Source organism: Acidilutibacter cellobiosedens, from assembly GCF_004103715.1.
Taxonomy (GTDB): domain Bacteria; phylum Bacillota; class Clostridia; order Tissierellales; family Acidilutibacteraceae; genus Acidilutibacter; species Acidilutibacter cellobiosedens.
On sequence record NZ_CP035282.1, the window covers coordinates 3,640,766 to 3,666,128 of the forward strand.

The 25,363-nt window shown below is 32.0% G+C and carries 29 protein-coding genes; 5 read left to right on the plus strand and 24 right to left on the minus strand.

What is annotated here, in order from left to right:
• Positions 1 to 100: 100 nt before the first annotated feature.
• From EQM13_RS17580 to EQM13_RS17590, 3 genes are all read left to right on the plus strand, one after another.
• Positions 101 to 562, plus strand: coding sequence for a DUF4342 domain-containing protein (locus EQM13_RS17580; RefSeq protein WP_128753388.1), 462 nt, complete (start codon positions 101 to 103; stop codon positions 560 to 562).
• A gap of 115 nt (positions 563 to 677) precedes the next feature.
• Positions 678 to 1,364 (plus strand): response regulator transcription factor, encoded by a 687-nt coding sequence (locus tag EQM13_RS17585; protein ID WP_128753389.1) that lies wholly within the window; start codon positions 678 to 680, stop codon positions 1,362 to 1,364.
• 355 nt (positions 1,365 to 1,719) lie between these two features.
• Positions 1,720 to 2,574: a HAMP domain-containing sensor histidine kinase gene (locus EQM13_RS17590; RefSeq protein WP_240662962.1), complete on the plus strand. Its 855-nt coding sequence runs from the start codon at positions 1,720 to 1,722 to the stop codon at positions 2,572 to 2,574.
• 83 nt (positions 2,575 to 2,657) lie between these two features.
• On the opposite strand, the gene phoU is transcribed toward EQM13_RS17590, so the two are convergent.
• From phoU to trhA, 11 genes are all read right to left on the minus strand, one after another.
• The gene (phoU, locus tag EQM13_RS17595; RefSeq protein ID WP_114219108.1) at positions 2,658 to 3,314 is read right to left on the minus strand and encodes a phosphate signaling complex protein PhoU; all 657 of its coding nucleotides are present in this window, start codon (positions 3,312 to 3,314) and stop codon (positions 2,658 to 2,660) included.
• A 23-nt stretch (positions 3,315 to 3,337) separates the two neighbouring features.
• The gene (gene pstB, locus EQM13_RS17600) at positions 3,338 to 4,102 is read right to left on the minus strand and encodes a phosphate ABC transporter ATP-binding protein PstB (RefSeq protein WP_128753391.1); all 765 of its coding nucleotides are present in this window, start codon (positions 4,100 to 4,102) and stop codon (positions 3,338 to 3,340) included.
• 10 nt (positions 4,103 to 4,112) lie between these two features.
• Complete coding sequence (pstA, locus tag EQM13_RS17605) at positions 4,113 to 4,970, minus strand: phosphate ABC transporter permease PstA (protein WP_240662963.1); 858 nt, start codon at positions 4,968 to 4,970, stop codon at positions 4,113 to 4,115.
• Positions 4,967 to 5,821, minus strand: a complete 855-nt coding sequence (gene pstC / locus EQM13_RS17610; protein ID WP_240662964.1) for a phosphate ABC transporter permease subunit PstC — start codon at positions 5,819 to 5,821, stop codon at positions 4,967 to 4,969. The genes pstA and pstC overlap by 4 nt, the downstream gene beginning before the upstream one ends.
• Before the next feature lie 183 nt (positions 5,822 to 6,004).
• Positions 6,005 to 6,874 (minus strand): phosphate ABC transporter substrate-binding protein, encoded by an 870-nt coding sequence (locus tag EQM13_RS17615; protein WP_128753393.1) that lies wholly within the window; start codon positions 6,872 to 6,874, stop codon positions 6,005 to 6,007.
• A 349-nt stretch (positions 6,875 to 7,223) separates the two neighbouring features.
• On the minus strand, positions 7,224 to 8,144 hold the full coding sequence (locus tag EQM13_RS17620) for an ABC transporter ATP-binding protein (RefSeq protein ID WP_071139455.1): 921 nt from the start codon (positions 8,142 to 8,144) through the stop codon (positions 7,224 to 7,226).
• Positions 8,145 to 8,179: 35 nt separating this feature from the next.
• Positions 8,180 to 9,001: a carbohydrate ABC transporter permease gene (locus tag EQM13_RS17625; RefSeq protein WP_128753394.1), complete on the minus strand. Its 822-nt coding sequence runs from the start codon at positions 8,999 to 9,001 to the stop codon at positions 8,180 to 8,182.
• A 162-nt stretch (positions 9,002 to 9,163) separates the two neighbouring features.
• Positions 9,164 to 10,345 (minus strand): ABC transporter permease, encoded by a 1,182-nt coding sequence (locus EQM13_RS17630; RefSeq protein ID WP_071139457.1) that lies wholly within the window; start codon positions 10,343 to 10,345, stop codon positions 9,164 to 9,166.
• The gene (locus EQM13_RS17635) at positions 10,335 to 11,066 is read right to left on the minus strand and encodes an ABC transporter ATP-binding protein (protein WP_071139458.1); all 732 of its coding nucleotides are present in this window, start codon (positions 11,064 to 11,066) and stop codon (positions 10,335 to 10,337) included. The genes EQM13_RS17630 and EQM13_RS17635 overlap by 11 nt, the downstream gene beginning before the upstream one ends.
• Before the next feature lie 225 nt (positions 11,067 to 11,291).
• Positions 11,292 to 11,792 (minus strand): hypothetical protein, encoded by a 501-nt coding sequence (locus EQM13_RS17640; RefSeq protein WP_200796045.1) that lies wholly within the window; start codon positions 11,790 to 11,792, stop codon positions 11,292 to 11,294.
• Between the two features lie 275 nt (positions 11,793 to 12,067).
• On the minus strand, positions 12,068 to 12,721 hold the full coding sequence (trhA, locus tag EQM13_RS17645) for a PAQR family membrane homeostasis protein TrhA (RefSeq protein ID WP_128753395.1): 654 nt from the start codon (positions 12,719 to 12,721) through the stop codon (positions 12,068 to 12,070).
• Positions 12,722 to 12,899: 178 nt separating this feature from the next.
• On the opposite strand from trhA, the gene EQM13_RS17650 reads away from it, so the two are divergent.
• Positions 12,900 to 13,460, plus strand: coding sequence for a DUF1836 domain-containing protein (locus EQM13_RS17650; RefSeq protein WP_114219103.1), 561 nt, complete (start codon positions 12,900 to 12,902; stop codon positions 13,458 to 13,460).
• Positions 13,461 to 13,467: 7 nt separating this feature from the next.
• Here EQM13_RS17650 and EQM13_RS17655 read toward each other — a convergent pair whose 3' ends face one another.
• On the minus strand, positions 13,468 to 14,223 hold the full coding sequence (locus EQM13_RS17655) for an exodeoxyribonuclease III (protein ID WP_071139469.1): 756 nt from the start codon (positions 14,221 to 14,223) through the stop codon (positions 13,468 to 13,470).
• Positions 14,224 to 14,404: 181 nt separating this feature from the next.
• Positions 14,405 to 15,346 (minus strand): phosphoglycerate dehydrogenase, encoded by a 942-nt coding sequence (locus tag EQM13_RS17660; RefSeq protein ID WP_128753396.1) that lies wholly within the window; start codon positions 15,344 to 15,346, stop codon positions 14,405 to 14,407.
• A gap of 309 nt (positions 15,347 to 15,655) precedes the next feature.
• Here EQM13_RS17660 and EQM13_RS17665 point away from each other — a divergent pair, with 309 nt between their 5' ends.
• Complete coding sequence (locus tag EQM13_RS17665) at positions 15,656 to 16,414, plus strand: SDR family NAD(P)-dependent oxidoreductase (protein WP_128753397.1); 759 nt, start codon at positions 15,656 to 15,658, stop codon at positions 16,412 to 16,414.
• 31 nt (positions 16,415 to 16,445) lie between these two features.
• Here EQM13_RS17665 and EQM13_RS18355 read toward each other — a convergent pair whose 3' ends face one another.
• From EQM13_RS18355 to EQM13_RS17715, 11 genes are all read right to left on the minus strand, one after another.
• The gene (locus EQM13_RS18355) at positions 16,446 to 16,610 is read right to left on the minus strand and encodes a hypothetical protein (protein ID WP_159429073.1); all 165 of its coding nucleotides are present in this window, start codon (positions 16,608 to 16,610) and stop codon (positions 16,446 to 16,448) included.
• 45 nt (positions 16,611 to 16,655) lie between these two features.
• Positions 16,656 to 17,492, minus strand: a complete 837-nt coding sequence (locus tag EQM13_RS17670) for a tRNA 2-thiocytidine biosynthesis TtcA family protein (protein WP_373419522.1) — start codon at positions 17,490 to 17,492, stop codon at positions 16,656 to 16,658.
• A 117-nt stretch (positions 17,493 to 17,609) separates the two neighbouring features.
• Positions 17,610 to 18,107 (minus strand): preQ(1) synthase, encoded by a 498-nt coding sequence (gene queF, locus EQM13_RS17675; RefSeq protein WP_071141226.1) that lies wholly within the window; start codon positions 18,105 to 18,107, stop codon positions 17,610 to 17,612.
• A gap of 17 nt (positions 18,108 to 18,124) precedes the next feature.
• The gene (locus tag EQM13_RS17680; RefSeq protein WP_071141225.1) at positions 18,125 to 18,598 is read right to left on the minus strand and encodes a QueT transporter family protein; all 474 of its coding nucleotides are present in this window, start codon (positions 18,596 to 18,598) and stop codon (positions 18,125 to 18,127) included.
• Positions 18,599 to 18,780: 182 nt separating this feature from the next.
• Positions 18,781 to 19,515 carry a TrmH family RNA methyltransferase gene (locus EQM13_RS17685; RefSeq protein ID WP_200796179.1) on the minus strand — a complete coding sequence of 245 codons (735 nt, stop codon included), beginning with the start codon at positions 19,513 to 19,515 and terminating at the stop codon, positions 18,781 to 18,783.
• A 49-nt stretch (positions 19,516 to 19,564) separates the two neighbouring features.
• The gene (locus tag EQM13_RS17690; protein WP_071141224.1) at positions 19,565 to 20,476 is read right to left on the minus strand and encodes a ribonuclease Z; all 912 of its coding nucleotides are present in this window, start codon (positions 20,474 to 20,476) and stop codon (positions 19,565 to 19,567) included.
• 127 nt (positions 20,477 to 20,603) lie between these two features.
• Complete coding sequence (locus tag EQM13_RS17695) at positions 20,604 to 21,521, minus strand: DUF4367 domain-containing protein (protein ID WP_128753398.1); 918 nt, start codon at positions 21,519 to 21,521, stop codon at positions 20,604 to 20,606.
• 2 nt (positions 21,522 to 21,523) lie between these two features.
• Entirely contained in the window at positions 21,524 to 22,084 is a 561-nt protein-coding gene (locus tag EQM13_RS17700) for an ECF subfamily RNA polymerase sigma factor, BldN family (RefSeq protein ID WP_114219096.1), read from the minus strand.
• Positions 22,085 to 22,268: 184 nt separating this feature from the next.
• Complete coding sequence (locus EQM13_RS17705) at positions 22,269 to 23,438, minus strand: amidohydrolase family protein (protein ID WP_071141221.1); 1,170 nt, start codon at positions 23,436 to 23,438, stop codon at positions 22,269 to 22,271.
• A gap of 48 nt (positions 23,439 to 23,486) precedes the next feature.
• Positions 23,487 to 24,044, minus strand: a complete 558-nt coding sequence (locus tag EQM13_RS17710) for a nitroreductase family protein (protein WP_071141220.1) — start codon at positions 24,042 to 24,044, stop codon at positions 23,487 to 23,489.
• A 92-nt stretch (positions 24,045 to 24,136) separates the two neighbouring features.
• Positions 24,137 to 25,336: a dipeptidase gene (locus EQM13_RS17715; protein WP_071141219.1), complete on the minus strand. Its 1,200-nt coding sequence runs from the start codon at positions 25,334 to 25,336 to the stop codon at positions 24,137 to 24,139.
• Positions 25,337 to 25,363: the final 27 nt, after the last annotated feature.

Here is a 25,363-nt window from a genome sequence, read left to right on the forward strand (position 1 = left end):
TCTAAATTCTAATGAAATTTTAATGTTTCACTAATGCTCCTCTAATTTTATTATACTATCCTATATATAAAGAAGAAAATAATTAATTGGAGGAATAAATATGAATATCACTCTTGAACAAATTGACATATTAAGAAAAAGGGCTAATGTAAGTTACAAAGAAGCCAAAGACGCATTGGAAAAGAATAACGGCAATATGGTTGAAGCTCTAACGTATCTTGAAGAGCAAAATAGAATCAAACCTGAAGGCATAAAAATCGGAGATTCTTCTTTTATCAACAGTATTAAAGAAGTCATACAAAAACTGAACAAAATCAAATTCGTTGTATCAAAGGATGAAAAAACAGTATTAAACATTTCTTCTCTTTTAGCAATATTGATAGGAATTTTTACCTTCCCCGTGTCCTTAATAATATTAATATTAATTATTATCACCCATCATAAAATACGTCTTGAAAAAGGCGATAATAAGGAATGGGGGATAAACAGCAAGATTGATAAAGTTAGTAACACTGTTAGTTCCACTACAGATAAAGTTATAAAAGAATTTAAAGAACTATAATAAGGATATAAACCTGCTGAATAAATATTCAGTGGGTTTATTTGTATGGTTTTAATATCACAAAAAAGTTATAATAGAATAGTAAAGAGAATCGTTTCTTGAGGAGAGGAATAGCATGGCAAAAAAAAGGATATTTATTATAGAAGATGAAATAAAAATCAGCAGATTTATTCAATTGGAACTGGAACATGAAGGATATATAACTTATATTGAACAGGATGGAAGAATAGGATTGGAAAAAGCTATAAATGGAAATTACGATTTGATTATACTTGACGTTATGCTTCCTTCATTAAACGGTATGGAGATATTAAGAAGACTCAGACAAACCTCTGAAACTCCTGTAATTATGTTAACTGCCAAAGATGATATAACGGATAAGGTGATGGTTCTGGATATTGGAGCCGATGATTATATCACAAAACCTTTTGCAATAGAAGAACTTTTAGCAAGAATCCGAGTAATATTCAAACGAAAGAATATTGTTCTACCATCAAATCCAAATATCATTCAAATTGATAGTTTAATTTTGGATACGGAAAAGTACCTTGTCACTTACAGTAATATTCCTATTGATTTAACTAAGAAGGAATTTGATCTGTTGAAATATCTCATGATAAATAAAGGACTGGTGCTCACCAGAGACAATATACTTGAAAAAGTCTGGGGATACAGCTATGCCGGAAATACCAATATAGTTGATGTATATGTACGTTATCTGAGAAGCAAAATTGATGATAAATATAACAAAAAATTCATTCATACTATACGTGGAGTGGGGTATCAGCTAAAAGATGAATAATCCGAAATCTTCTTTTAAAAATATACACGATATAATTTTAAAAATTATATCAATAATAAAATTTATATTTAACGCTATTAAACTCGCTATAATCGTATTACTGTTAATATTAAAATTTATGTCCAATTTGATATTTAAATTTATAGATAAGATCACCAATAAGCTTAGGTTTTCCATTAAATTTAAACTAGTCTTTACTTACGTATTTATATTCATACTGATATCAATTATAACAGATATGATAACTCTGGGAACTTTTAACTATTATGTTAATAGTGGAAAAATGCTTAATTACAGTAATTTCCTCTTTGGAATTTTGATTTTTTCTAATATAACAGGAATTATAATAGTTATAATGCTTAGTACAAAAAACAGCGAAAAACTTATTTCTCCTATAGAGAATTTAACTGATATGGCCAAAAAGATATCAATAGATGATTTAGACAAAAGAATTGACGTAAAAGGTTCTAAGGATGAATTAAAAGAGCTTGCTATAACTTTTAATAACATGCTGGACAGAATTCAAGAATCCGTTGAAAAACAAAATCAATTTGTATCCGACGCATCTCACGAACTCAGAACTCCTATTGCTGTAATACAAGGATATATAAATCTTCTTGATAGATGGGGAAAAGATGATAAAGCTGTTTTAAACGAGTCCATTCAAGCTATTAAGGATGAATCCGAAAATATGAAACACTTAATAGAAAATCTATTGTTCTTGGCGAGAAGTGACAAACATACTCAGAAAATACACAAAGAAAAATTTATGCTTAATGAAATCATTGATGAAATTGTAACGGAGACTAAGATGATTGATACTTCCCATATAATATTAATGGAAAAAAACGAAGAATTTATGATAAATGCTGATAAAAATCTCATCAAGGAAGCTTTAAGAATATTTATAGATAACAGTATAAAATACACCCCTCCTAAAGGGACCATTAAAATAAGTTCTTGGGTAAAAAATTATACATCAATTATAACAATTGAAGATACAGGGATAGGAATTTCTAGAAAAGATCTTCCTCATATATTCGACAGATTCTATCGAGCCGATAAAGCAAGAAATAGGGAAAAAGGCGGTACAGGTCTTGGACTTTCCATTGCAAAGTGGATAATAGAAAGCCATGAAGGAATTATAAATGTAACAAGTGAACAAGATAAAGGTACAAAAATTAAAATTGAACTTCCATTGGCTGTGTAAATAAAACTTTTAAAGTTAAGTTAACTTTAAAAGTTTTATTTATAATACTTCAGTAGAAGCCTTTTTTATTAAAAATAACAATATCATTCATTTAAATCCGTATGTTCTCCGGATACCATATATATAATGCTTTCACAAATATTTGTGACATGGTCCGCAACCCTTTCTATATACTGGCTTATAAGAAGAAAATAAGTTGATTGTTTAATCTTTTTCGTATCTTCCATCATTAATACCAACAGTTCTCTAAAAATCTGAGAATATAATGCATCTACTATGTCATCTCTTTTTGATATTTCTCTTGCTCTATCCATATCTTCATCCATATATGCAGATATACTATCTTTCAACATTCCTGTTACAATTTCTCCCATTCTGGGTATATCTATTAATTCTTTAATATATTTTTCTTTATAAATTCTCTTTGTAATTTTAGCTATATCAACACCATGGTCGGCAACTCTTTCTAAATCGGTAATTATTTTAAATGTTGCGGTAATTAATCTTAGATCCTTAGCTGCCGGCTGTTGAAGAGCAATAAGTCTCGTACAAGCTGTCTCTATTTCTACTTCCATTCTATCAATTTCATCATCTAAATTTATCACTTCTTCAGCCAACTTTGTATCCTGGTCTCTTAATGACTTAATGGAATCGTTTAAAGATTTTACTACCAATTCACACATTTTTAAAATCAAATCATGTAAATTTGCCAAATCCTTATCTAAATAATTTCTCGTCATGAATTTTCACCTCCATCTCAATTTTATCCGAACCTTCCTGTTATATAATCTTCGGTTCTTTTATCTTTAGGATTAAAAAATATATTTTCCGTAGAATCGAATTCAACTATTTCTCCCAGCATGAAAAAGGCCGTATCATCAGAAATCCTTCCTGCTTGTTGCATATTATGGGTAACTATTACGACAGTATAATCATTTTTCAATTGTCCAATTAAATCTTCTATCTTAAAAGTGGATGCAGGGTCAAGAGCTGATGTAGGTTCATCCATCAATAAAACATCCGGCTCCACCGCTAATGCTCTTGCTATACAAAGCCTCTGCTGTTGTCCTCCGGAAAGAGCTAAAGCTGATTTATTAAGTCTGTCCTTTACCTCATCCCAAAGAACCGCTTTGTTTAAACTTTTTTCTACGATTTCATTTAATTTTTTCTTATTCTTTATCCCGTGTATTTTAGGTCCATAAACTATATTTTCATATACGGACATAGGAAAGGGATTAGGATTTTGAAAAACCATTCCCACCTTTTTTCTTAAATCAATTACGTCATACTGGTTTATATCTATCCCGTCTAATTTTAAGGAACCTTCTATTCTAACGCTGTCTATTAAATCATTCATCCTATTTAAAGTTCTTAAAAATGTGGACTTTCCACAGCCTGAAGGTCCTATAAGGGCTGTCACACTCTTTTCTTTTATATTTATATTTATATTCTTAAGAGCATGAAAATCTCCGTAATACAAATTTAAGTTTTTAATTTCTATCTTATTCTTCGTTTCATTCTCTATCATTTTTATCCTCCTATGCTTTGGAAAGTTTTTTCATTAATTTATTGGCTATAAGATTAATTATCAAAACGGTAATTATTAATACTGTAGCAGTCGCATAAGTATTCCCTTGCGATAATCCTTCCGATGCCAATATATAAAGATGAACGGCCATGGTCCTTCCCGGTCTCCATATGGATTCCGGAAGCCCAAGAGAACTTCCTGCTGTAAATATAACCGCTGCCGTTTCTCCTATTACTCTGCCGATTCCCAATATTATTCCCGTCATTATCCCGGGCATAGCAGCAGGAATTACAACTTTATATATTGTCTGCCACTTAGTAGCTCCTAAAGCCAAACTTCCTTCCCTGTATGATACGGGAACTGCTTTGATAGCTTCTTCGGAAGTTCTGATTATAGTAGGAATTATCATTAAAGTAAGAGTAAGTCCTCCGGATACTATGGAATATTTTAAATTAAGAGCCACTACAAAGAATACATATCCAAACAAGCCAAATATTATTGAAGGAACCCCTGCTAACGATTCTGTCCCAAATCTAATGATTTTTAATATAATCCCTTCCTTTGCATATTCGGTTAAAAATATGGCCGCGCAGACTCCTATAGGTCCGGCTATTACGATAGAAAACAACGTAAGATATATTGTAGTTATAATAACGGAAAAAATTCCTCCTTCTCTCCCCATATTTTCAGGCTCTTTTGTTAGAAAATCCCACGATAAATGAGGTATACCATTAATAAGAATTTTACCTATTATTGCAACTAAAATTATGATAGTTATTATACCACAAAATTTTATTATACCAAATGCAAATTTTTCCGCTCTTTTCGTAGATGCAATAGAATTTTTATGTTCCATATCATCTTTCATTTGTTTTCACCTGCCCTATTATATATCATATTCGCTATAATATTTAATATCATTATAAATATAAACAATACAACACCTGTGGCAAATAAAGCTTTTTGATGTTCTGCAGATGCATATCCCATTTCGATTCCTATATTTCCTGTAAGAGTTCTTGCAGGAGATAATATACTTTGAGGAATAATAGCGGTATTTCCAAGTACCATAATAATCGCCATAGTTTCCCCAATAGCCCTACTCATTCCCAATACAACGGAAGCGGTAATTCCTGATTTCGCAGATGGAACTATTACGCGATATATGGCTTGCCAATGAGAAGAACCCAAACCAAGGGAACCTTCCTTATATGTAGAAGGCACAGCTTTTATGGCGGATTCAGAAATATTTACTATTGTAGGCAATATCATTATGGCAAGTATTATACTTCCCGCTAAAATACTAAATCCTTGATTATTAAATACCTTTTTAATAAAAGGAACGATTACAGTAAGTCCATATAGTCCATATATTACTGATGGTATTCCGGCCAATAATTCAATTGCGGGCTTTACTATCTTCGCAAATTTTTCATTAGCGATCTCAGCTAAATATACAGCACATCCTACTCCTATAGGAACCCCTAATATTAATGCCCCTAAAGTAGTAAGAATTGTTCCTATTATCATAGGAAGTATCCCATATTCATATCTTAAAGGTGCCCATGTTGTTCCCAATAAAAACTTCTTTATACCATATTTAATCATTATGGGAACTCCTTCTCTGAAAATAAAATAGGTAATTAATGCTAAACCAAATATGGCACTTAGAGCACATAAAAATAGTATAATTTCAATTAATCTTTCGTGAAATTTCACATTTTCACCCCTCACATTTATCCTTCTATTCATAGAGTATCTTAATATTTCCATGTTATTTCTATGTTAAAATTATGTTAAATTCATGTTAAGTATGATGCCCAAATACATATAAAAATTTTCATAAAAAAAAGCAGTAAACACTGCTTTTCTCAATGTCTCTGCCTTTTTAATCAAAACCTACTATTCTACTTTTAGATAATTATTCTCCTCTATTAAATTCTGACCTTCTTCACTTAATATAAAATCAATAAAATCTTTTGCAAGTCCTGTAGGCTCTTCTTTCGTTACCAATAAAAACGGTCTGGCTAATTTATAAGTGCTGCTGTATATATTATCTTCCGTACATTCATTTCCGTCAACTTTTAAAACCTTTAAATCCTTAGAACCTTCTACGCTGCCAAAGGAAGCAAATCCTATGGAACTTTCATCTCCCGCAACTGTGGTCATAACTGCTCCCGTTGATCCTTGAGTTATTGCTCCGGCCATAGTTTTATCAACTTTATTGCCATTCTCTTCAACTTCCAATCCCGTCAATTCTATAAAGGCTCCTCTTGTCCCTGAACCTTCCTCTCTGGTTACAACAGTTATCTTTCCTGATTTTCCGCCTATTTCACTCCAGTCTTTAATTTCACCTGTATAAATCTTTCTGATTTGCTCTGTAGTAAGATCTTCTACACTATTTGCCGGATTAACTATGACGGCTATTCCATCAATAGCTATTTTATACTCTTTTAACGACTTTTCTTCATCTTTAAGTTCTCTTGAAGACATTCCTATATCAGATGTTCCGTCCATTGCTGCCTTTATTCCTACTCCTGAACCTCCGCCCTGAATATCTATTACATCATTTGGATGAGCTTCTTTATATTTTTTAACCAATTCATCAGCTAAGGGCTGTACTGACGTGGACCCATTGACTAATATTTTTCTGGATTCTCCATTTGTCTGATCTCCTGCCGGTGCAGTATCATCTTTCTTCCCACAACCTGTAAAAATTCCCATTACCAAAATAATCACACACAGGAATGCAAATATACTCTTTGATTTCATTAATATTCCTCCTCAAAATTATTATTTCCATACTTCTCACTTTTTATTTACAAGTAAATTATAATCTCCCTCTGTTAAGAAATTGTAAAGCCGGAGTTAAAGATAGGTAAAATTATGAAATACTTATATTAAACTGTTTATCAGCCATTCCGCATCCCGTGCTATATAATCAATTCTATCTTTATATCTGTCGGAGTACTCAAGGATTAAATCCTTATTGGGAGTAAATGTCTTATATAACTTTATAAATTTTTCAAAATCAAAGCTGCCTTCTCTAATCCCGTTATGAGAATCATGAATCCCATCATTATTGTGTAAATGATAAGCTATGATTTTTTCTGTATTCCAACTATTCGCATTTACATGTCCAACATCTATTAATAAAGGAATTTAATGTTTGACCATCAAAAACATGGATTTTTTCTGGGCTGAAAATAACATTTATCTGTGAGCCATATTCATATTCCATATTATCTACCAGAGCTATTATCTCCGTTTTTCCAACATCTATATAAATCCCCTTTTTATTCCCGTAATTTTCCATATATTTTATTGTCCCTTTAACAGAAAACCTGTCTTTTGCTTTTGTTAGTATGATATCTTCTGGCCTTATCCCTATATATACTACATCTGAGCTATTTTTTTCAGATATAAGTTTACACCAGTCATCATGTAAATCATAATTTATTTCATTAAACCATATATCTCCGTGTTCATATCTTCCCTTAATTATATTCATAGGAGGTGAGCCTACAAAATTAGCTGTAAATACATTTTTAGGCCTCCTATATACTTCCTCCGGGGTTGACAGCATCTGCAATTCTCCTTTATTAAATAATGCTATTCTGTTACCTATAGTCATAGCTTCTGTTTGGTCATGAGTTACATATACATATGTTTGCTGAAAAATATCATGAAGTTCAACCAAGCCTTTTCTTGCACTGACTCTTAGCTGAACATCCAAGTTAGATAAAGGCTCATCTAAAAGAAAATAGTCCGCTCTCTTTACTATGGCTCTGGCAAGAGCAACTCTCTGCCTTTGACCACCCGATAATTCTTTTGGTTTTCTGTTTTTCAACCCATCGAGTTTCAGTAATTCTATAGCCTTTTTGTACCTTTTATCTATTTCTGCGGGACTTATCTTATGAACCTTCATTCCATATTTTATATTGTCTTCAACACTCATGTGAGGATACAGAGCATAATTCTGAAATACCATGGCAACATTTCTTTGCCCGCTTGGTACTTCGTTAACCTTTTTTCCTGCCATTATCAAATATAATGTCTTTCATTTAAACCCTCCTATTACTTTATACCGGAAAAAGAAAATGTATCTATTATATATTTTTGAAATACTATATATAAAATTAAAGGAATTATCATGGTAAGTACGGAGACCGCCATTGCTATCGTAAATTCCGTTCCTCCTTCGGAACTGATGAACATCTGAAGTGCCAAAGATAATGTATAATTTTCTTTCGATTTTAAAATCAAAACCGGCCATACATATTCGTTCCAAGAATTAATAAAGAAAATTATTCCGGTAGATGTAATAGCCGGTTTTGTCAATGGTATAACAATATCCTTTATCGTCCTCATATTACCAATATCCTCTAAATGGGCATATTCAATTAAGGATTTCGGTATGGTCCTCATGGCTTGGCGTATTAAAAATATCCCTAATGCATCAGCCATCTGAGGTAAAATTACACCAATTATATTATCTCTGAAACCCATAGCCGATATCGTCATATAATTTGGTATCATGGTAACTGTAAAAGGTATAAACATGGTGCTCAACAACAAATAATAGATAAAATTCTTATACTTTAGATTAAAAAAAACCAATGAATATGCTGTCAGAATACTGGTCAGTAATTTAAACAAAGTAACTGTAAAAGCTACCGTAAAAGTATTCATTACTATTTGAAAGAAAGGTAATCTTTTAAATACATATTTATAGTTTTTCAAAGTAAACTCTTCCGGTATTAAATTAAATACATTATTCATCGCATCTGAAATCGTCTTAAATGAATTTGAAATAGCAAATACAATGGGTATCAACAAAAATATCACTACAATCCACATTAAAACATGCCATTTTATTTCTTTCCTTTCAATTTTCATAATATGCACCTACTTCTACATACTTATATTCTAAATAGAGCAACAATCCAAATATTATCAGTGTCAATACAGAAAATTTATACTAATGTAAACGAAATTTTCTTATAGACTGTAAAAAAACCTTCTGTAAAGTTTAATTTCCATTACAGAAGGTCCTAATGATTATACTCTAAATATTACTGATTCATTCTCAAACATCTTCCTCGCAAAGATTGTAGCAAGGATAATATATATTATTGCCCAACTAAATGATAAAGCTATGTGGACAGGATTGTATATCCCCACTATCAACTCCTTCATTATACTTATCTGACTGACGATAGGTATATTAAAATAGGTAGTGGAAATACTTTTCGGGTCAATCATATAAGTTGCAAAAGCCGGAATCATAACCACTATGCTCAAAGGGCTTAAATAAGTCTGAGCTTCTTTAAAGGATCTGGCATAAATACTTATTGCAAGCTCTAATGCTGAAAAAATAAGAGTTAAACATATAGCCGAAAGAGAAATCATGATTATTGACAAAAATGTAAAATTGACTCCCTCCCCTAAAAGCTCGGTATTAAATCTCTGAGCTATAAATAATCCTAAGATAGATGAAAAAGTTCCTATTATCCCGGATATGGTTATAGCAAGATATTTTCCTATAAATAATGATGTTCTGTTAACCTGGGTCGTAAGTAAAGGTTCCAATGTCCCTCTCTCCTTTTCTCCGGCTCCGTTATCCGTTGCTGAAGGAAGAGATGAAGTAACGGAATATATGGAAAGCATTAAAGGAAATAACATTGAAAAAATCATAGCTCCCGTTCCTCCTTCTTGCGCAATTCCCTCTTCTTTTATATTTATAGGATTTAAAATAGATGGATCTATTCCTCTATCCTTTAACTTGTTTGAAACAATGGAGGCCGAATATTTGGATATTGTTTCTCTTATTATGCTCATTGCCATAATAGAGGTTTGATTTGAATCATCATAATTTACCGTAATAGATGCAACTTTGTCCTTAGAAATATTATCATCAAAATTTTCGGATATATTGATCAATGCTTTAATATCTCCTTCTTCAAGGGATTTTTGGGGATTTTTTGTTTCAATAATATTAAATTCAGAATCGTTTTTAAAAAAATCCACAATTGAAGAATCTTTCGATTCCGATACTAAAGCTATATCTACTCCATGTTCTTCAATACCCTTGCTGATATTTTTCTGGCTTAATCCCATAAAGCCATATATCAAGGGAAATATAATTATAGGTATGAGTATACTGGATATAATTGTTTTTTTATCCCTAAACATGTCTACAAGCTCTTTTTTCAATATAATAGATATATGATTAAAGTTCATTCTTATCACCTACCAATTCCATAAATACATCTTCCAGATTTTCATTATTAAAATGAGATTTCAACTCGGCAGTCGTTCCCATTGCTGCTACTTTTCCCTTATGAATTATTAATATTCTGTCGCAAAGTTCTTCTACTTCGCTCATAGTATGACTTGAGAATATTATTATCTTTCCCTCGTCCCTACAGGATCTTATAAAGTTATGAATAATCCTTGAGGAAGTAACATCCAACCCTGAGGTAGGTTCATCAAAAAGCATGATATTTGGATTATGAACTATAGATCTTGCTATGGAAACTTTTTGCTTCATTCCTCTGGAAAATTTTCCTACTCTTTTATCTATATATTCTGACATTCCCAGCATAACTGATATTTCATCAATTCTCTTATCTACTTTTTCCTTTTTCATATTATTCAATTCCGCAAAATATCTTATATTTTCTCTGGCAGTTAGTCTGTCATATACTCCCACTTCTCCTCCAAATAATATTCCTGTTTCTCCTCTTACCTTATCAGGCTGTTTCAAAAGATCATAGCCGTTTATTTCCGCCGTGCCTGAAGTAGGCCTAAGCATTGTTGCTAACATTCTAAGAATAGTTGTCTTTCCGGCTCCATTTTCTCCAAGAAGCCCTAACACATCCCCTTCATTCACCTGAAAGCTGACATTATCAACAGCCATAAAATCTTTAAACTTTTTTGTAATTCCCTGAACTTTAATCATATTGCCACCTCCATCATGTTAATTTATCCCCATAGTAAAATTTATAAAATCCGATAGTTTCAGTTTCTCCACATTCCATTCTCTAAATGGACAGTCTATTATTTTCAAAGGCAAACCTGGTTCTTCTATAAATTTAAAGAACTTTTTATCCAACCAAGGAGCAGTCCAAGGCCCTGATCTGCATATATAAATTGATTTTATATCTACCCCTTGAGAAATAGAAGTTCAAGTAGGATATTTAATATTAAATCTTTCATTTATCTCTTTAAAGTCTTCGGCCCTTTCAGCGCTATAAGGACTGTAAATAATATTAGCCTCATTAATTAAACCATCCCTAAAAAGCTTTCCAAGCCAATTGGCACAATTAACTTCAAAATTCAAGGATTCAATTCCTCCATAACCCAGATCCGAATGAGCATCAAAGGAATAAATCTCTCTAAGGTCACCCTCCTTAGCTATTTCATAGGCCATTTCATGGGATTCGGAAACTACTATCTTATGAACATTCTCTAATTGAAACTTTTCAACAATATTATCCCAGAAATCTTTTTCTTCACCTCCTATATCCATAGATTTCGTTATATCTATACCTTTAATATAACTCTCGATATATATTCTATACCAATGCTTTAAGATATTAGATTTGTTTTCCGCATAAGAACCCTTCCATTCCTTCATATAAGGCATAAAATAATCCCAATCTACAGTTAATAAAACACCCCCCATTCTTACAACCTCCTTTTAATAATTTATCTATATAATAATATAAGGAAAAAAGAAAGACAATATAATTTAAAAAATATTACTAATAACACTTTTTTTAGAAAATATTTTTAGCTACAGAAAAAATTAATTAAAAAGGTTTCTGTTGAAACACTAATAAATTAAGCAAATTAGGATTTCCTCATGGATTATAAAAAAGCAATTGATAAATATTGTTGAATACGAATTATCAATTGCTTTTATGAATATATATAAAAACTTGAAAAATGAATACAATTTTATATCGAGCCTATTACATATTTAAAAATCATCCAAAAATGACATGCACTCCCTGCCATTACAAAGAGATGAAATAATTCATGAAATCCAAATCCTCTCCACTTAAATTTAGGCCATTTTAAACCATATATAATTGCTCCTACAGTATAGAAGATACCTCCTCCGATTAGCCAACCTACTCCTTCTATCGAGACAACTTCTTTTAAGGGGAAAAAAGCAAGTACCACAAGCCATCCCATAAGAATATAGATAGTTGTAGAAATCCATCGAGGTACATCCATCCAAAGAGCTTTCAAGATAATTCCTCCAACAGCAAGAACCCAAATACTTATTAATAAACCCCATCGCCATTTCCCCGAAAGAGAAATCATACATATTGGAGTATATGTTCCTGCAATCAGAACATAAATCATCATATGATCCAACTTTCTTAAGATCCTGTTTACTTTTCCTTGAGCAGGGGACCAATGATATACCGTACTTGCCGTATACAATAAAATAAGACTTATCCCATAAACAATAACAGAAATCATATCTTTATATGTTCCTATAGGCTCTACATATTTTACTAATATCATAGTACCAAAAACAGATAAAACAGCTCCTATAAAATGAGTTAATGCACTGATAGGGTCCTTAATTTTTATATTCATAAAACCACTCCTTAATCTATTTATGTAATTTAATAGTTTTAAAAACCACTTTATAATATATATGTATTATAATATATTGTTATTGATACTTCAATATATTTTTTTATTTCAAAAAAAATTAATTTATTATATTGATATACGGTAAGGGAGACTTTATAATATAATAGAGGTGATATATATGACTTTTGAAAGAGAAGAATTGATAAATTTGATTAAGAAAAATATTTCTTTAAAACAAATAGATTTATCGGAAATTCCGGATATTGATTTATATATGGACCAAGTGACAACTTTTATGGAAGATAAATTAAAAGAATTCAAAAGGACGAAAGAAGATAAGATATTAACCAAAACCATGATCAATAACTATACAAAAAATAAAATACTTCCTCCCCCTGAAAAGAAAAAATATTCTAAAGATCATATGATGCTTTTAATATTAATTTATCATTTAAAACAGATTTTATCTATTGGTGATATTCATTCCCTACTATCTTCCGTAAGTGATATCTCCATTGAAAATTTATATAAAAACTTTACTGATATTCAATCAATAGAATGTAAAAATTTTTCTGAAGAAATGCCAAAAAAAATAGATGAATTGCAAAAACAAATTCATCCTAATGAAGAAAACTTTGATAAATTAACTTTATTTTCAATGATTTTTTTCTTGATAATACAATCTTCTTTAGAAAAGAGACTGGCAGAAAAGTTAATAGATACATTTTTTAATGATTAAAAATACTCTATACGGACATTTCCAATACTATGGGGCAATGGTCGCTTCCCATAATATCAGAATGAATGATGGAATCTTTTAAAAAGTCCTTCAGTCTTTCAGATATTATAAAATAATCAATTCTCCATCCGGAATTTCTTTCTCTTGCCTTTCTCATATAGGACCACCATGTATAAGCTTGTTCTTTCTGTGGATATAGATATCTAAAAGTATCAATAAATCCGCTTTCCAACATATTAGTCATCTTCTGTCTTTCTTCATCTGTAAATCCTGCATTTTTTCTATTTGTTTCAGGATTTTTTAAATCTATTTCTTCATGGGCTACATTAAGATCCCCACATAAAATAACGGGTTTTGAATTATCTAATCTCTTCATATATTTTAGAAATATATCTTCCCAGCTCATCCTATAATCAAGTCTCTCTAATTCTCTGCGGGAATTTGGAGTATAAGCATCAATTAAATAAAATTTTTCAAATTCTAAAGTTATAACTCTACCCTCCTGATCGTATTCATCAATTTCAATTCCATATTTAACTGATATAGGCTTGGACTTTGTAAATACAGCCGTACCTGAATAGCCCTTTTTCACCGCATAATTCCAATATTTATAGTAACCTTCTAATTCCAGATTTACCTGCCCTTCTTGAATCTTAGTCTCTTGAATACAAAATATGTCTGAATTCTCTCTATTGAAATAATCCATAAATCCTTTCTTCATACACGCTCTAAGTCCATTCACATTCCAAGAAATAAGTTTCACAATATTACCTCCTATCTATTCTGCATCTCCCTCTCTATCCGTAATAATTAAGAATAGCCTTCTTTATATAAATATTATAGCAACTATTATAACTTATTTGAAATAAAAAAAAGAAGTATCATGAAATTATTCTTAAGTAGATAATGATACTCCTTTCACGAAATAAAATTGTTATATTTATCTAATATCCCTTATTTAAATCAACTAAGTTAATAATTTTCTCTCCGGAAATATATCTTTTAAAATTTTCATATACTATATAAAATCTTCTTTCTTTTACCATTTCCGATACCCATGAGTTATGAGGAGTGATTATTACATTTTTCATATCCCAAAGAGGACTTTCTTTCTTTAGCGGTTCTTCTTCAAAAACATCCAATGCCGCTCCCCCAATTTTACCTTCCTTTAACCCCAATATCAAATCTTGCTCATTAATTATATTTCCCCTGGATATATTTACAATATATACTCCGTCTTTCATGCTCCCAATCACATCTTTGTTTATTAAATGGTAAGTCTTATCTGTATAAGGCATAGATACTACTACCACATCACACATACTTACCATTTCTTTAATATTCTCCGTTTTATAACATTTATCAAAATGTTCTACATCTCTCCCCGTAGTATTAAGGCCCAATACAGTTGTTCCAAAACTTTTAATTCTCTTCGCCCCTTCTTTGGCTATATCCCCTGTGCCGATAAAGCCTATTGTCTTGCCATATATTTCCGATAACCTAGTATTGACTTTCCATTCTTTTTTGTGCTGATTTTCATAAAATTCTCTGCTCTTTTTAACCATCTCAAGAATTTTAAGCACTATCCATTCCGATATAGGAATGCTGTATCCCCCTCTGTTATTAGCTAATAATATTCCCCTGTCCCTTATTAAATCCAAAGGCACTTGATTTATTCCTGCACTAAAAAGCTGTATAAATTTTAAGTTCTTCAACAATGAAATATCAAGAGATTGGAAAACAGCAAAACATGAAAGAACTTCTATGTCCTTAATATTCTCTGAAAATTTTACATCGTCTTCTTTTTCTACAATTATGTCATATCCTAAACTTCTTAGTTTATTCAATTTCTCCTCATCAAATTTTTCGGTTATTAAAGCTTTCATCCTTATCCCCTCCCATAATAATCTTTTTATAGCCCATAGAAAAATCTCATTCGTCTTAATTCATTAATGCTCCAATAGAAACCTTTTTTAATATTTACCCAATTACCTTCTTCATAATTATAGTTTATATATTTATATTTTTGTTTTCAATTAATTTCTCTTAACCATTATTGTGACCAATAGAAGTAATCTACCTTATATGAGCTACAATTTTTATGTAATAAATCCAATTAAATTTTTTAAATAGATATTAAAAAAAAGGGTATTTATAATAATACTTAAAAACTATAACAATGAGGAGGGCAAGATATGAAATTAAATAATAAAGTAGCAATAGTTACTGGAGCCGCTGCAGGTATGGGCGAAGCAATAGCCAAGGAATTTGCTAAAGAAGGCGCAAAAGTAGTAGTAAACTATTCTCGTAGTTCACAAGAAGCCGAAGCCATCGTTGATGAAATAACAAAAGATGGAGGAGAAGCCATAGCAGTAAAAGCTGATGTTTCAAAATCCGAAGACGTAAAACAAATGATAGAGAAAACCATAGATAAGTTTGGAAAAATAGATATATTAGTAAATAATGCGGGAATACTGGATGATTATACTCCAGTAGTAGATACATCAGAAGAATTATGGAACAGAATAATAGGAGTAAATCTAAAAGGCCCATTTTTATGCTCCAAATATGCAATTCCCTACATGCTAAAGGAGAAAAAAGGAGTAATAATCAATTTATCTTCAATTGCAGGGTTTGTATCCGGAGGAGGCGGGGCAGCTTACACTTCTTCCAAACATGGAGTAATAGGGTTGACGAAACAGATTGCTTATGATTATGGAAAACTGGGAATAAGAGCAAATGCCATATGCCCCGGAGCCATAAAGACAAGAATGACAGAAGAAATATTGAAAAACGATGACGCTCCTGTCATGGAAGCGATAAAATCCGTTCCCGCCGGAAGATACGGATACCCCGAAGAAATCGCAAAGTTAGCATTATTCCTTGCAAGTGATGATTCGGATTTCATCCATGGAACACCTATTCTTATTGACGGAGGATGGGTTGCAAGATAAATATAAAATTATAGGGATTGGTTAGCTAAAACTAACTAATCCCTATCTTAATTAAAGCTCTCAAATCGATGCCTGGAAATATCATATAACAAGTCATAGCGCCTTCCCCTGTGGCATCTTTCATTTTATATACAGTACAATCTTCACATTTCTTTATTGCAGTAATATTATTCCCGTAAAATACCTTATCTTCCAATGTAGTTCCTATTTATTTCACCTCCTCTTTCCGCTCATGAGAAAGCTAATCCTCATCATAAAAATCCAGATATGAATATTTCTTTTCGCCTTTTTTCCATCCTAATATACAATCCATATTCACGTTTTGTGCTGCTTTAAATATAGAAATATCTGCATTTTTGTAGTTTTCTTTAAGATGCTCAATTAATTCTTTTATTTCATAACGCTTATTTCCCGTCCTTTTGGCAGCCACCATACAAGCACAGTTTAAGGGCCATATTCCGCTATTCTGGATAAACCTTTTTATATATTTTTCCTCTATATAGTACATGGGCCTTATGAGTTCCATTCCCTCATAATTTCTTGATTTAAGTTTGGGAAGCATTGTTTTAAAATTCCCCGAACATAAAACATTTAACATAATGGTTTCTATAACATCATTGAAATGATGTCCCAAAGCTAATTTATTACATCCCAGTTCACTTGCTCTTCTATATAATGCTCCCCTCCTCATTCTCGCGCACATATAGCAGGGATAATCCTTAGCTATTTTATCGGTTATTTTAAATATGTCTGATTCAAATAAATCTATTGGTATATTTAAATATTTACAATTATCTATTAATAATTTTTTTATATCCGGATGATATCCCGGGTCCATTGCTATAAATTTCAATTCAAAATTAGCGTTTCCGTTTCGTCTCAGTTCCTGGAACAATTTAGCCATAAGCATACTGTCTTTCCCTCCGGAAACAGCTACCGCGATTTTATCTCCGTCTTTGATTAAATCAAATTCTTTAATAGCTTTTATAAATTTGCTCCATAAATATTTTCTGTACTTTTTAATTATGCTTCGTTCTATTTCAACTAACGGTTTTCTTTCACTAAAGGGAACCAATATTTCACACCCTTGTCCCGCTAATCCTTCCTCTTTATCCTTCACGATATTCTATTCACCTCTTGTTTTTAATCCAGCCTACTATTAGTTTATCTCAAAACAATAATAAAAACAAGATTCCTATCTGTTGTCTACCTTTTCAGGATACATGTCATGATAGAATAGTCTCTTTTCCGCTACCTCTTCCCATTTAGTTCCCTTTCTTCCATAATTACAATAGGGATCAATGGATATTCCGCCTCTTGGTGTGAATTTTCCCCATACCTCAATATATTTTGGATCAAGTAAGTTTATCAAATCTTTCATTATCATGTTAATACAGTCTTCATGAAAATCTCCATGATTTCTAAAACTGAAAAAATAGAGTTTTAAAGATTTGCTTTCAACCATTAACTTTCCAGGAACGTAGGAAATATATATAGTAGCAAAATCCGGCTGTCCTGTTTTGGGACAAACGCTTGTAAATTCCGGGCAATTAAACTTTACAAAATAATCATTCCCTTGGTGCTTATTTTCAAATGTCTCTAATACTGACGGGTCATAATCGTATTTATATTTAATTCCTTGATTCCCCAGCAATTTTATATCCTTTAACTCCTTTTCACTTCTTTCGCTCATTTATATCAACTCCCTCATTATTTTAATCTCTTTTTAAATTCTTTAACCATTATAACTCCGACTATTGACGGAATAACCTGACCTGTACATAAACTTACCGCCAATATTTTATAAGGTACGTTCAGTATAAAGGAAAGCCATATAGGCACAATTAGCCCCGGACCAAATATTATGGGAAGGGCTATAAACCAATCATTTAAATTAAAACGTTTAATCATATAAATTCCCGATGTAGTAACAATCCCAACTATTAGCCCTCCTATTATATCAAATATTCCTAATCCTCCCATAATCATATTACTTACCATATTTCCTATTCCCATAGGCAGTATAAGGAAAGGATACACTCCGGCAAAAGCATAAAGGGATGTTGCTATCCTGATCTGATATTGGCCGAAGGCAAAATTCTGAGTAAAGTACATGAGCACGATATAAAGGGCCATAAAAACTCCCGATATAGCTATTTTTTGAGTATTCGATTTAATTTTCATTTTTCTCCTCCTTAATTAAACAATAAAAAAAAGGCGCTTCCGCCTTATAAACAAAAATAAAAGATCATAAAATAATCTTTTGGTTCCTTAGTTTTGTTTAGAGACAGGATGGTTACGAACTGTCCTATTCAATTTTAAATATATCTTATTACTTTATAGTGAATAAGTCAAAGAAAAAACTCTCAATAAATATTTTTCTTTGAAAACTCATATATTGCAATTCCAACTGCAATGGGAAGATTCAAAGAATCTATATTATTAGTATGCTTTATGACAACACTTGTCCCTTCCTTTAAAAAACTATCATCCAAACCTTTAGCCTCATTTCCAAAAACCAAGGAAAATTTCTGATCGGCATTATGCTTTATATCCTTTATTGTTGAAGCTCCGTTAAGCATAAATGTATATATATGATGGCCGGGAAAAGAATTTTTATATTCGTCAAAGGAATTATAATATTTAAAGTTTAGTTTAAAAAATGCACCCATAGATGCCCTTATAACTTTAGGATCGAATATATCAACCCCCGGACTTACAATTGCTAAGTTATTTATTCCAAACCCTACCATAGTTCTGATGATTGTTCCCATATTACCCATATTACTTGGATTTACTAATACAATATGGGATTTATCTTCTTGCAAAAATAAATCATATTTTTCAAATATTCCTATAACATAACAATTTTCCTTAGGGCTTATTCTTGTAAAAAATTTATCGTTTGTTTCAGTTTGTATATCCTTATCCTTACAAAAATCATATATATCCGGCTGCCCTTTACTTCCTTTATAATTTGAATTTACCAATACTTTAATGGCCTTATCCGGTTTTGAATTAATTAATTCGATAGTGGGAAACTCTCCCAGGGCATAAGAATAACTATAATCTTTTTTATATTTTTTCAAAGCTATTGTCATATTTTTTCTCCCATTTATTAAAATCGAAAATAATATTCTTTCCTAAAAATCAATCATCTTCCGAAAATTTTAAAGTTCTTGTCAGCCTGTCATACCCTATTATAGAATTGGGGAAAACAGATTCCGCATTATATTTATATAATTCCGGTTCACTCATGGAAGGATTAAAGTGAGTGAGCAAAAGCTCTTTCACGTTTCCCCTAAGTGCTAATTTGGCTGCCTCTTCAAAAGTCATATGTTTATTCTTTATGGCCTTTTCCAAATCCTCTTTATCTCCATAACTTCCTTCACATATAAACAAGTCACTTTCCCGTATAAAATCAGGTATAGCATCAATTGGTCTTGTATCAGTAATATAGCTTATTTTAATTCCTTTCCTCTTCTTGCCCAGAACCATATTGGGTTCGTATACTTTATCGTTGTAAATTGCAGTTTCCCCATCTTGGAGAATTTTCCACAGATTCTTCGGAATTTCGTTTTTTATCGCTCTCTCCGGTTCAAATTTCGGTTTTCTTTTTATATAAAAGCTGTATCCTATACATGGAGACGAATGATCTAATTTTAATACCTCGATTGTCATATCTTTAATAATATTTAATTTTCCGTCAGGATTTTCTATTATGTTTATTTTATAGGGTAAATAAGGAACTACGGTTCTTAAGCCATTTATTATATGGGTTATTCCTTCCGGACCTATTATGGTCATAGGCTCCGTTCTTCCGCTGTTTCCTATGGTTGCAAGAAGTCCAGGAAGCCCTATTATATGGTCCCCATGACCGTGGCTTATACATATGGTGCCAATAGTTTTAAAACCCCATTTTAATATTTTCATGGATACCTGAGTTCCTTCTCCGCAGTCCACCAAAATTTTTTCTCCGTTATAATTCATAAGAACCGAAGAAAGATACCTGTTCGGTATGGGCATACTGCCTCCGCAGCCTAATAATGCTATATCTATCATCAAAAAACACCTCTTAAAAAGAAGTTTACTAATCATACTTACATTATACACAACATTTAACGAATTTACTATGTAAATAACAAAAAAACCTACGGGATCAACCATCCCATAGGTTTTTTATTGTTTACTATTTAACAGATTCCGCAGCTTTTATTATTTCACTTCTTGAGATATCTTTTCCATGCATATGCATTGAATAAAGCACTCCGTTATTTTCCCAATCAATATTTCCTCCATCGGAGATTATAGCATCTATGCCATTGATCTTCACTTTTTCTATCTTATCACCAGTAGACATTGAATAAGCGGTTTCTTCATCGGCAAACCTCTGCTGCATAAAAATCTGTTTCCCCGTTTCCTTATTGACAAAATATAGATCGATATATTTGCTGTCTTTTACAACTCCGTTTTCACCTTTATAGAATTCTGCCCTGTCAAATTCGTAGCCTTCCGGCAAATACTGTGGAAGAATAACCTTAAAGCAGGTATAATCATTTAATTTTTCTTGATCCTTAACTATCATATAGTTATCTTCTCTATTATTAACTTCATCAGATTCAGTTATTATCTTTCCGTCTTTAAAGTCAACAATTTTTTCTCCATCAGCCGTATATACTCCATCATCAGCATAAGATTTTGAAAACTCTTTTATAGGATTTCCGTCTTTATCAAAAATTTTGCCTTTTAATTCTTCCGGGATCTGGTATGTCTCCGGTTCTTCGATTTGTTCAACATTAATATGTTTTAAAGATATGCTGTTTACTATTTTCGCCAGCAGATCTTGAGCAAAGGATGTCTGCATCAAGGAAAAACATATTACCGCAACTGATGCTGCAACGGCAAATTTTTTAGTTTTATTTGATTTTCTCATTATTCTATCTCCTCCACAATTATTAATATTTTTTAAGGTCTTGATATAAACCATTCTTTTATCACTCTTTTTGCTGAAGTCCTTGTTTTCTAAAATACTGCCCAGCTTCAAAAGTTCTTTGTACTCATCATCATTAAATCTGACTACTTTTTCTGAACCAAAATAATTTTTCATACTTAATCCTCTCTTTCCATTTCCGCTCTTAATTTCTTCATAGATCTATAAAGCATTACCCCTACGTTAGTTTCCGTTATATTCAATATTTCCGCAATTTCTTTATTTTTTAAACTTCCTCCGAATTTAAGGGCTATAATGTTTCTCTCCTTTGAATTTAGGCCCTGTAAGGCCTCTAAAAGCTTATCATTAGTTTCTGACACTTCTAATATCTCTTCCGGAGTTTTTTCCTTCGATATCAGTTCTTTTATAGAATCAAGAGAAAAAAACTTGTGTCTTTTAAGACTTCTAAAATAATCATTTACTATATTTCTCGCTATTGAAAATAGCCATGTTTCAAAGGGTGATTTCTTTTCAGAATATGTATCTATCTTGATCATCACCTTTTCAAACACCTGACTTGTTAAATCTTCTGCTGAGCATTTACAATTAATTCTGTAGTATATATAGTTGTAAACCCTTTTATAATAGGTTTCAAAGATATATTCAAAATCTCTCTCTTCACACAATTTCTCTTTCATTTCCCTATTATTTAAAGTATTAGCTAAAACGGATTGTTGCATCTCTTTAAAATCCTCCTAAACTTTTTACTTAGCTAAGTAATTTTGTTCCTTGTTACATATGTTAATACGTACAATCTTTCATTCCATTACATATATTTTATATTTTTTTATTTTAATATGAAAGGATTCATATTTTAAAAATGAAATGAGCCCAACTGTTTATAAGTTAGGCTCATTTCATAAGTTATAAGTAATCTTCTACTATTTTACCTTTTTTAATAATTAAAAATATTTCTTTTAATGCTTCAATATCCTCAACAGGATTTCTTTTCAATATAATCAAGTCCGCAATTTTTCCTTTTTCTATTGTCCCTATTTCATCTATCCCGCAAGCCTCTGCGGCTCTGCCGGTTACTGCTTTGATTCCCTCTATATTTGAAACTCCCAAATCTGTAACAAATTTTACCTCCTCAGGCAGGCAGCCATGCATACTGTCCGTACCTAAAACAAAATTAATCCCTGAACTTACTATTCTGCTGTAATTTTCTTTTGCTATATCTCGGACTTTTTCCAATTTTTCTCGTATCTTAGAATTATTTCTGTCTCCATATCCCACTCCTTTATCGGAAAATATTATAAAGGAAGTTATTGTAAGCCACATATTATTTTTTATCATTTTTTCAATCTGTTTATCCGTCAACAGTGTTCCATGCTCTATACTTTTAACTCCCGCTTTAATGCACAAATCAATTCCTTCTCCCCCATGGGCATGTGCACAAACATATTTACCTGCTCTTTCACTTTCATATACGGCAGTTTCAATTTCCTCAAGAGAATAACTGGATTTGTTTAACACACTTCCTTCACTGCTTACTCCCCCTGTAACAAATATTTTCAGTTGATCTGCCCCTTTATGAAAATTTATTCTTGCCCTTTTTCTTATCTCTTCCAACCCATCCGTCGATGTAAGAGCATACCCGTGTCCGTTAATAGATGTCAAACCTATGCCGGATGCAAGTATTGAAGGTCCGTTTATCAATCCTTCATTAATTGCGTTTTTTATTTCGATATCTATATAATTTTCTTCTCCCATCACTCTCATAGTAGTTGTTCCTGCCTTAAAATCAGCTTTGATATTATTCAAACTTCTTAATATATTTCGAGAAGCCGGTATCTTCAATTGTCCTATCTGGTCACCAAGTTCCGGTATTACAGACAGATGAGTATGACAGTCTATCATACCTGCCATGGCATAGTAATTCCTTAAGTCCATTACTTGAACATCATCCAATTGTCCAAAATCATCAATTGTTCCTACATGTTCAATTCTTTCGCCTTCTATAAGTATGCAATCCTTTTCTATTAAATTGTCGGATTTTCCGTCAATTATTCCCTTCAGTTTTAATAATTTCAATACCATTCCTCCTCTTTAATTCAGATATACCAATGTTCTTCCTCATTATTATTTTTTATTATACCACTCATAATGTATTTTTGATTCAACATCTATTTTAGGTCTCTTTATAGACATACCATTGGGATATCCCACAGGTAAAATCCCTATGGGAATAACATTTGCCGGCAATTTTAAAATTTGTGATAACTCCTTTTCTCTAAATCCGGAAACATAACAACTTCCAAGGTTCAAATCGACTATTGTTATAAGCATATTTTCTATACATGCTGAACAATCAAGATATATTAATGTCTTCAACGATTTCTCTCCATATTTATTATATGATCTGTCAACATCTGCGCATATTACTATAAAAATCGGTGCTAAAAGCATCCATTTCTGAGGAATACCTTTTTGTTCATCTTTTCCAAGAAATGTCGTATTTACTATTTCCTTTTTTGTTAAATGCTCTCTAACAATAATAAATTCCCAAGGCTGAATATTTCCTGCTGTAGGCGCACAATTGCCTGCTCTTAAAATTTCCAAGATCATCTCATTTGACACTTCTCCTTTAGTAAATGACCTTATGCTCATTCTGTTAGTTATCGCTTCCTTTACATTCAATCATTTCACCTCCAAATTTATACGTTAAAAACAATTAGGAATAGAAGCAATTATACCTCTATTCCTAATTTCATAAAAATCATATTACTAATCTATATCCACACTTCATTAAGGGCTCTCAAAATATTTCCAGAAAGTATTTTCTCAATATCACTGTCAGAATAATTTTCCTTAACCAACCACCTTAAAATATTTTTTGAAGTTTCCGTAGGATTTTCTAACCCTTTTACATATTCTACTTCATTATAGTCATGAGTGCCTTGAGTACTCTTTGTTGACAGATGACCCGCATAGGCATGATGAAGCCCAACATGATCTCCATATAGAGTATCCGGCCCAAAGGCTACATGATCAACTCCCACAAGATTCTTTACATATTCAAAATGCTCCATAAAGGAAACTATGGAGTGTTCCCTGTTGTTATAAGTTAAGGTAGTATGAGGTGCCGCTTCAATTCCTATTACTCCGCCCTTTTCAGCACATGCTTTTAATACTTCATCCGGAAATAACCTTCTGCTCTCCCATAAAGCTCTTGCCCCTACATGAGTTAAAAATATGGGTTTTTGGCTTGCCTCAATTACATCAAGAGTAGTCTGCACTCCGCAGTGAGAACAATCTATGGCTATTCCAACCTTATTCATTCTCTCCACTGCTCGCTTTCCAAAAGCAGTCAATCCTCCGTCTCGATCCTCTTTAAGCCCGGAACCCAAACCGTTAGCTTCACTATATGCAACTCCCATGAGCCTAACCCCAAATCCATAGAGTATATCTATTCTATCAAGCTCGTTTTCTATCATGGCGGCTCCTTCAATACTTGGTATAAGAGCTATTTTTCCTTCTCTATGAGCCCTAATTATATCATCTACTTTTTCACACCTTATTACAAAATCCTGGTGGGCAAGGTCGCAAAGCCTTATTCCTAAGTCATAAAGCACTTCGTCCCATTTCCATCCGCTTTTAGATGTTATTGTACATGTACCGTCCATCATATTATCAAATACGGCATCCAAATAAGAATGAGATAAGGCTTCATAAGCAGCTCTTTCTCTTCCTTCTCTGGCGTATTCATCTAATTTGGTTAAATCCTTTGGAAATAACACCGGATGTTCATGTAAAGATATAATGATAAGATCTTTTGCAAGTTTTTTTACCCTTTTTTCCTCATCTTCCGAAAGAGGCACCAAATATTCTTCAACTCTGTTTAGTCCGTCACAAAGCTCAAAGTGTTTATAGTCTTCAGGTCCAAGGTAGTCGTATGCCTTGTAACCCTTGTATGCTGACTTAATACCCATTTATCCTTCCTCCTTGTTGTTTTTTAT

Coding starts and splice junctions, on each gene's coding strand:
- EQM13_RS17695 (WP_128753398.1), bottom strand. CDS start 21,521: ATGAAAAATTATTTTGGTTCAGAAAAAGTAGTCAGATTTAATGATGAT.
- EQM13_RS17650 (WP_114219103.1), top strand. CDS start 12,900: ATGACTTTTGAAAGAGAAGAATTGATAAATTTGATTAAGAAAAATATT.
- EQM13_RS17700 (WP_114219096.1), bottom strand. CDS start 22,084: ATGCAACAATCCGTTTTAGCTAATACTTTAAATAATAGGGAAATGAAA.
- EQM13_RS17640 (WP_200796045.1), bottom strand. CDS start 11,792: ATGGGGGGTGTTTTATTAACTGTAGATTGGGATTATTTTATGCCTTAT.
- pstA (WP_240662963.1), bottom strand. CDS start 4,970: ATGAAAGATGATATGGAACATAAAAATTCTATTGCATCTACGAAAAGA.
- pstB (WP_128753391.1), bottom strand. CDS start 4,102: ATGATAGAGAATGAAACGAAGAATAAGATAGAAATTAAAAACTTAAAT.
- EQM13_RS17625 (WP_128753394.1), bottom strand. CDS start 9,001: ATGAAAATTGAAAGGAAAGAAATAAAATGGCATGTTTTAATGTGGATT.
- EQM13_RS17620 (WP_071139455.1), bottom strand. CDS start 8,144: ATGGCAGGAAAAAAGGTTAACGAAGTACCAAGCGGGCAAAGAAATGTT.
- trhA (WP_128753395.1), bottom strand. CDS start 12,721: ATGAATATAAAAATTAAGGACCCTATCAGTGCATTAACTCATTTTATA.
- EQM13_RS17580 (WP_128753388.1), top strand. CDS start 101: ATGAATATCACTCTTGAACAAATTGACATATTAAGAAAAAGGGCTAAT.
- EQM13_RS17630 (WP_071139457.1), bottom strand. CDS start 10,345: ATGAACTTTAATCATATATCTATTATATTGAAAAAAGAGCTTGTAGAC.
- EQM13_RS17590 (WP_240662962.1), top strand. CDS start 1,720: ATGCTTAGTACAAAAAACAGCGAAAAACTTATTTCTCCTATAGAGAAT.
- EQM13_RS17690 (WP_071141224.1), bottom strand. CDS start 20,476: ATGATAGATATAGCATTATTAGGCTGCGGAGGCAGTATGCCCATACCG.
- EQM13_RS17585 (WP_128753389.1), top strand. CDS start 678: ATGGCAAAAAAAAGGATATTTATTATAGAAGATGAAATAAAAATCAGC.
- queF (WP_071141226.1), bottom strand. CDS start 18,107: ATGAGCGAAAGAAGTGAAAAGGAGTTAAAGGATATAAAATTGCTGGGG.
- EQM13_RS17680 (WP_071141225.1), bottom strand. CDS start 18,598: ATGAAAATTAAATCGAATACTCAAAAAATAGCTATATCGGGAGTTTTT.
- EQM13_RS17635 (WP_071139458.1), bottom strand. CDS start 11,066: ATGATTAAAGTTCAGGGAATTACAAAAAAGTTTAAAGATTTTATGGCT.
- EQM13_RS17665 (WP_128753397.1), top strand. CDS start 15,656: ATGAAATTAAATAATAAAGTAGCAATAGTTACTGGAGCCGCTGCAGGT.
- EQM13_RS17660 (WP_128753396.1), bottom strand. CDS start 15,346: ATGAAAGCTTTAATAACCGAAAAATTTGATGAGGAGAAATTGAATAAA.
- EQM13_RS17715 (WP_071141219.1), bottom strand. CDS start 25,336: ATGGGTATTAAGTCAGCATACAAGGGTTACAAGGCATACGACTACCTT.
- EQM13_RS17685 (WP_200796179.1), bottom strand. CDS start 19,515: ATGACAATAGCTTTGAAAAAATATAAAAAAGATTATAGTTATTCTTAT.
- EQM13_RS17615 (WP_128753393.1), bottom strand. CDS start 6,874: ATGAAATCAAAGAGTATATTTGCATTCCTGTGTGTGATTATTTTGGTA.
- phoU (WP_114219108.1), bottom strand. CDS start 3,314: ATGACGAGAAATTATTTAGATAAGGATTTGGCAAATTTACATGATTTG.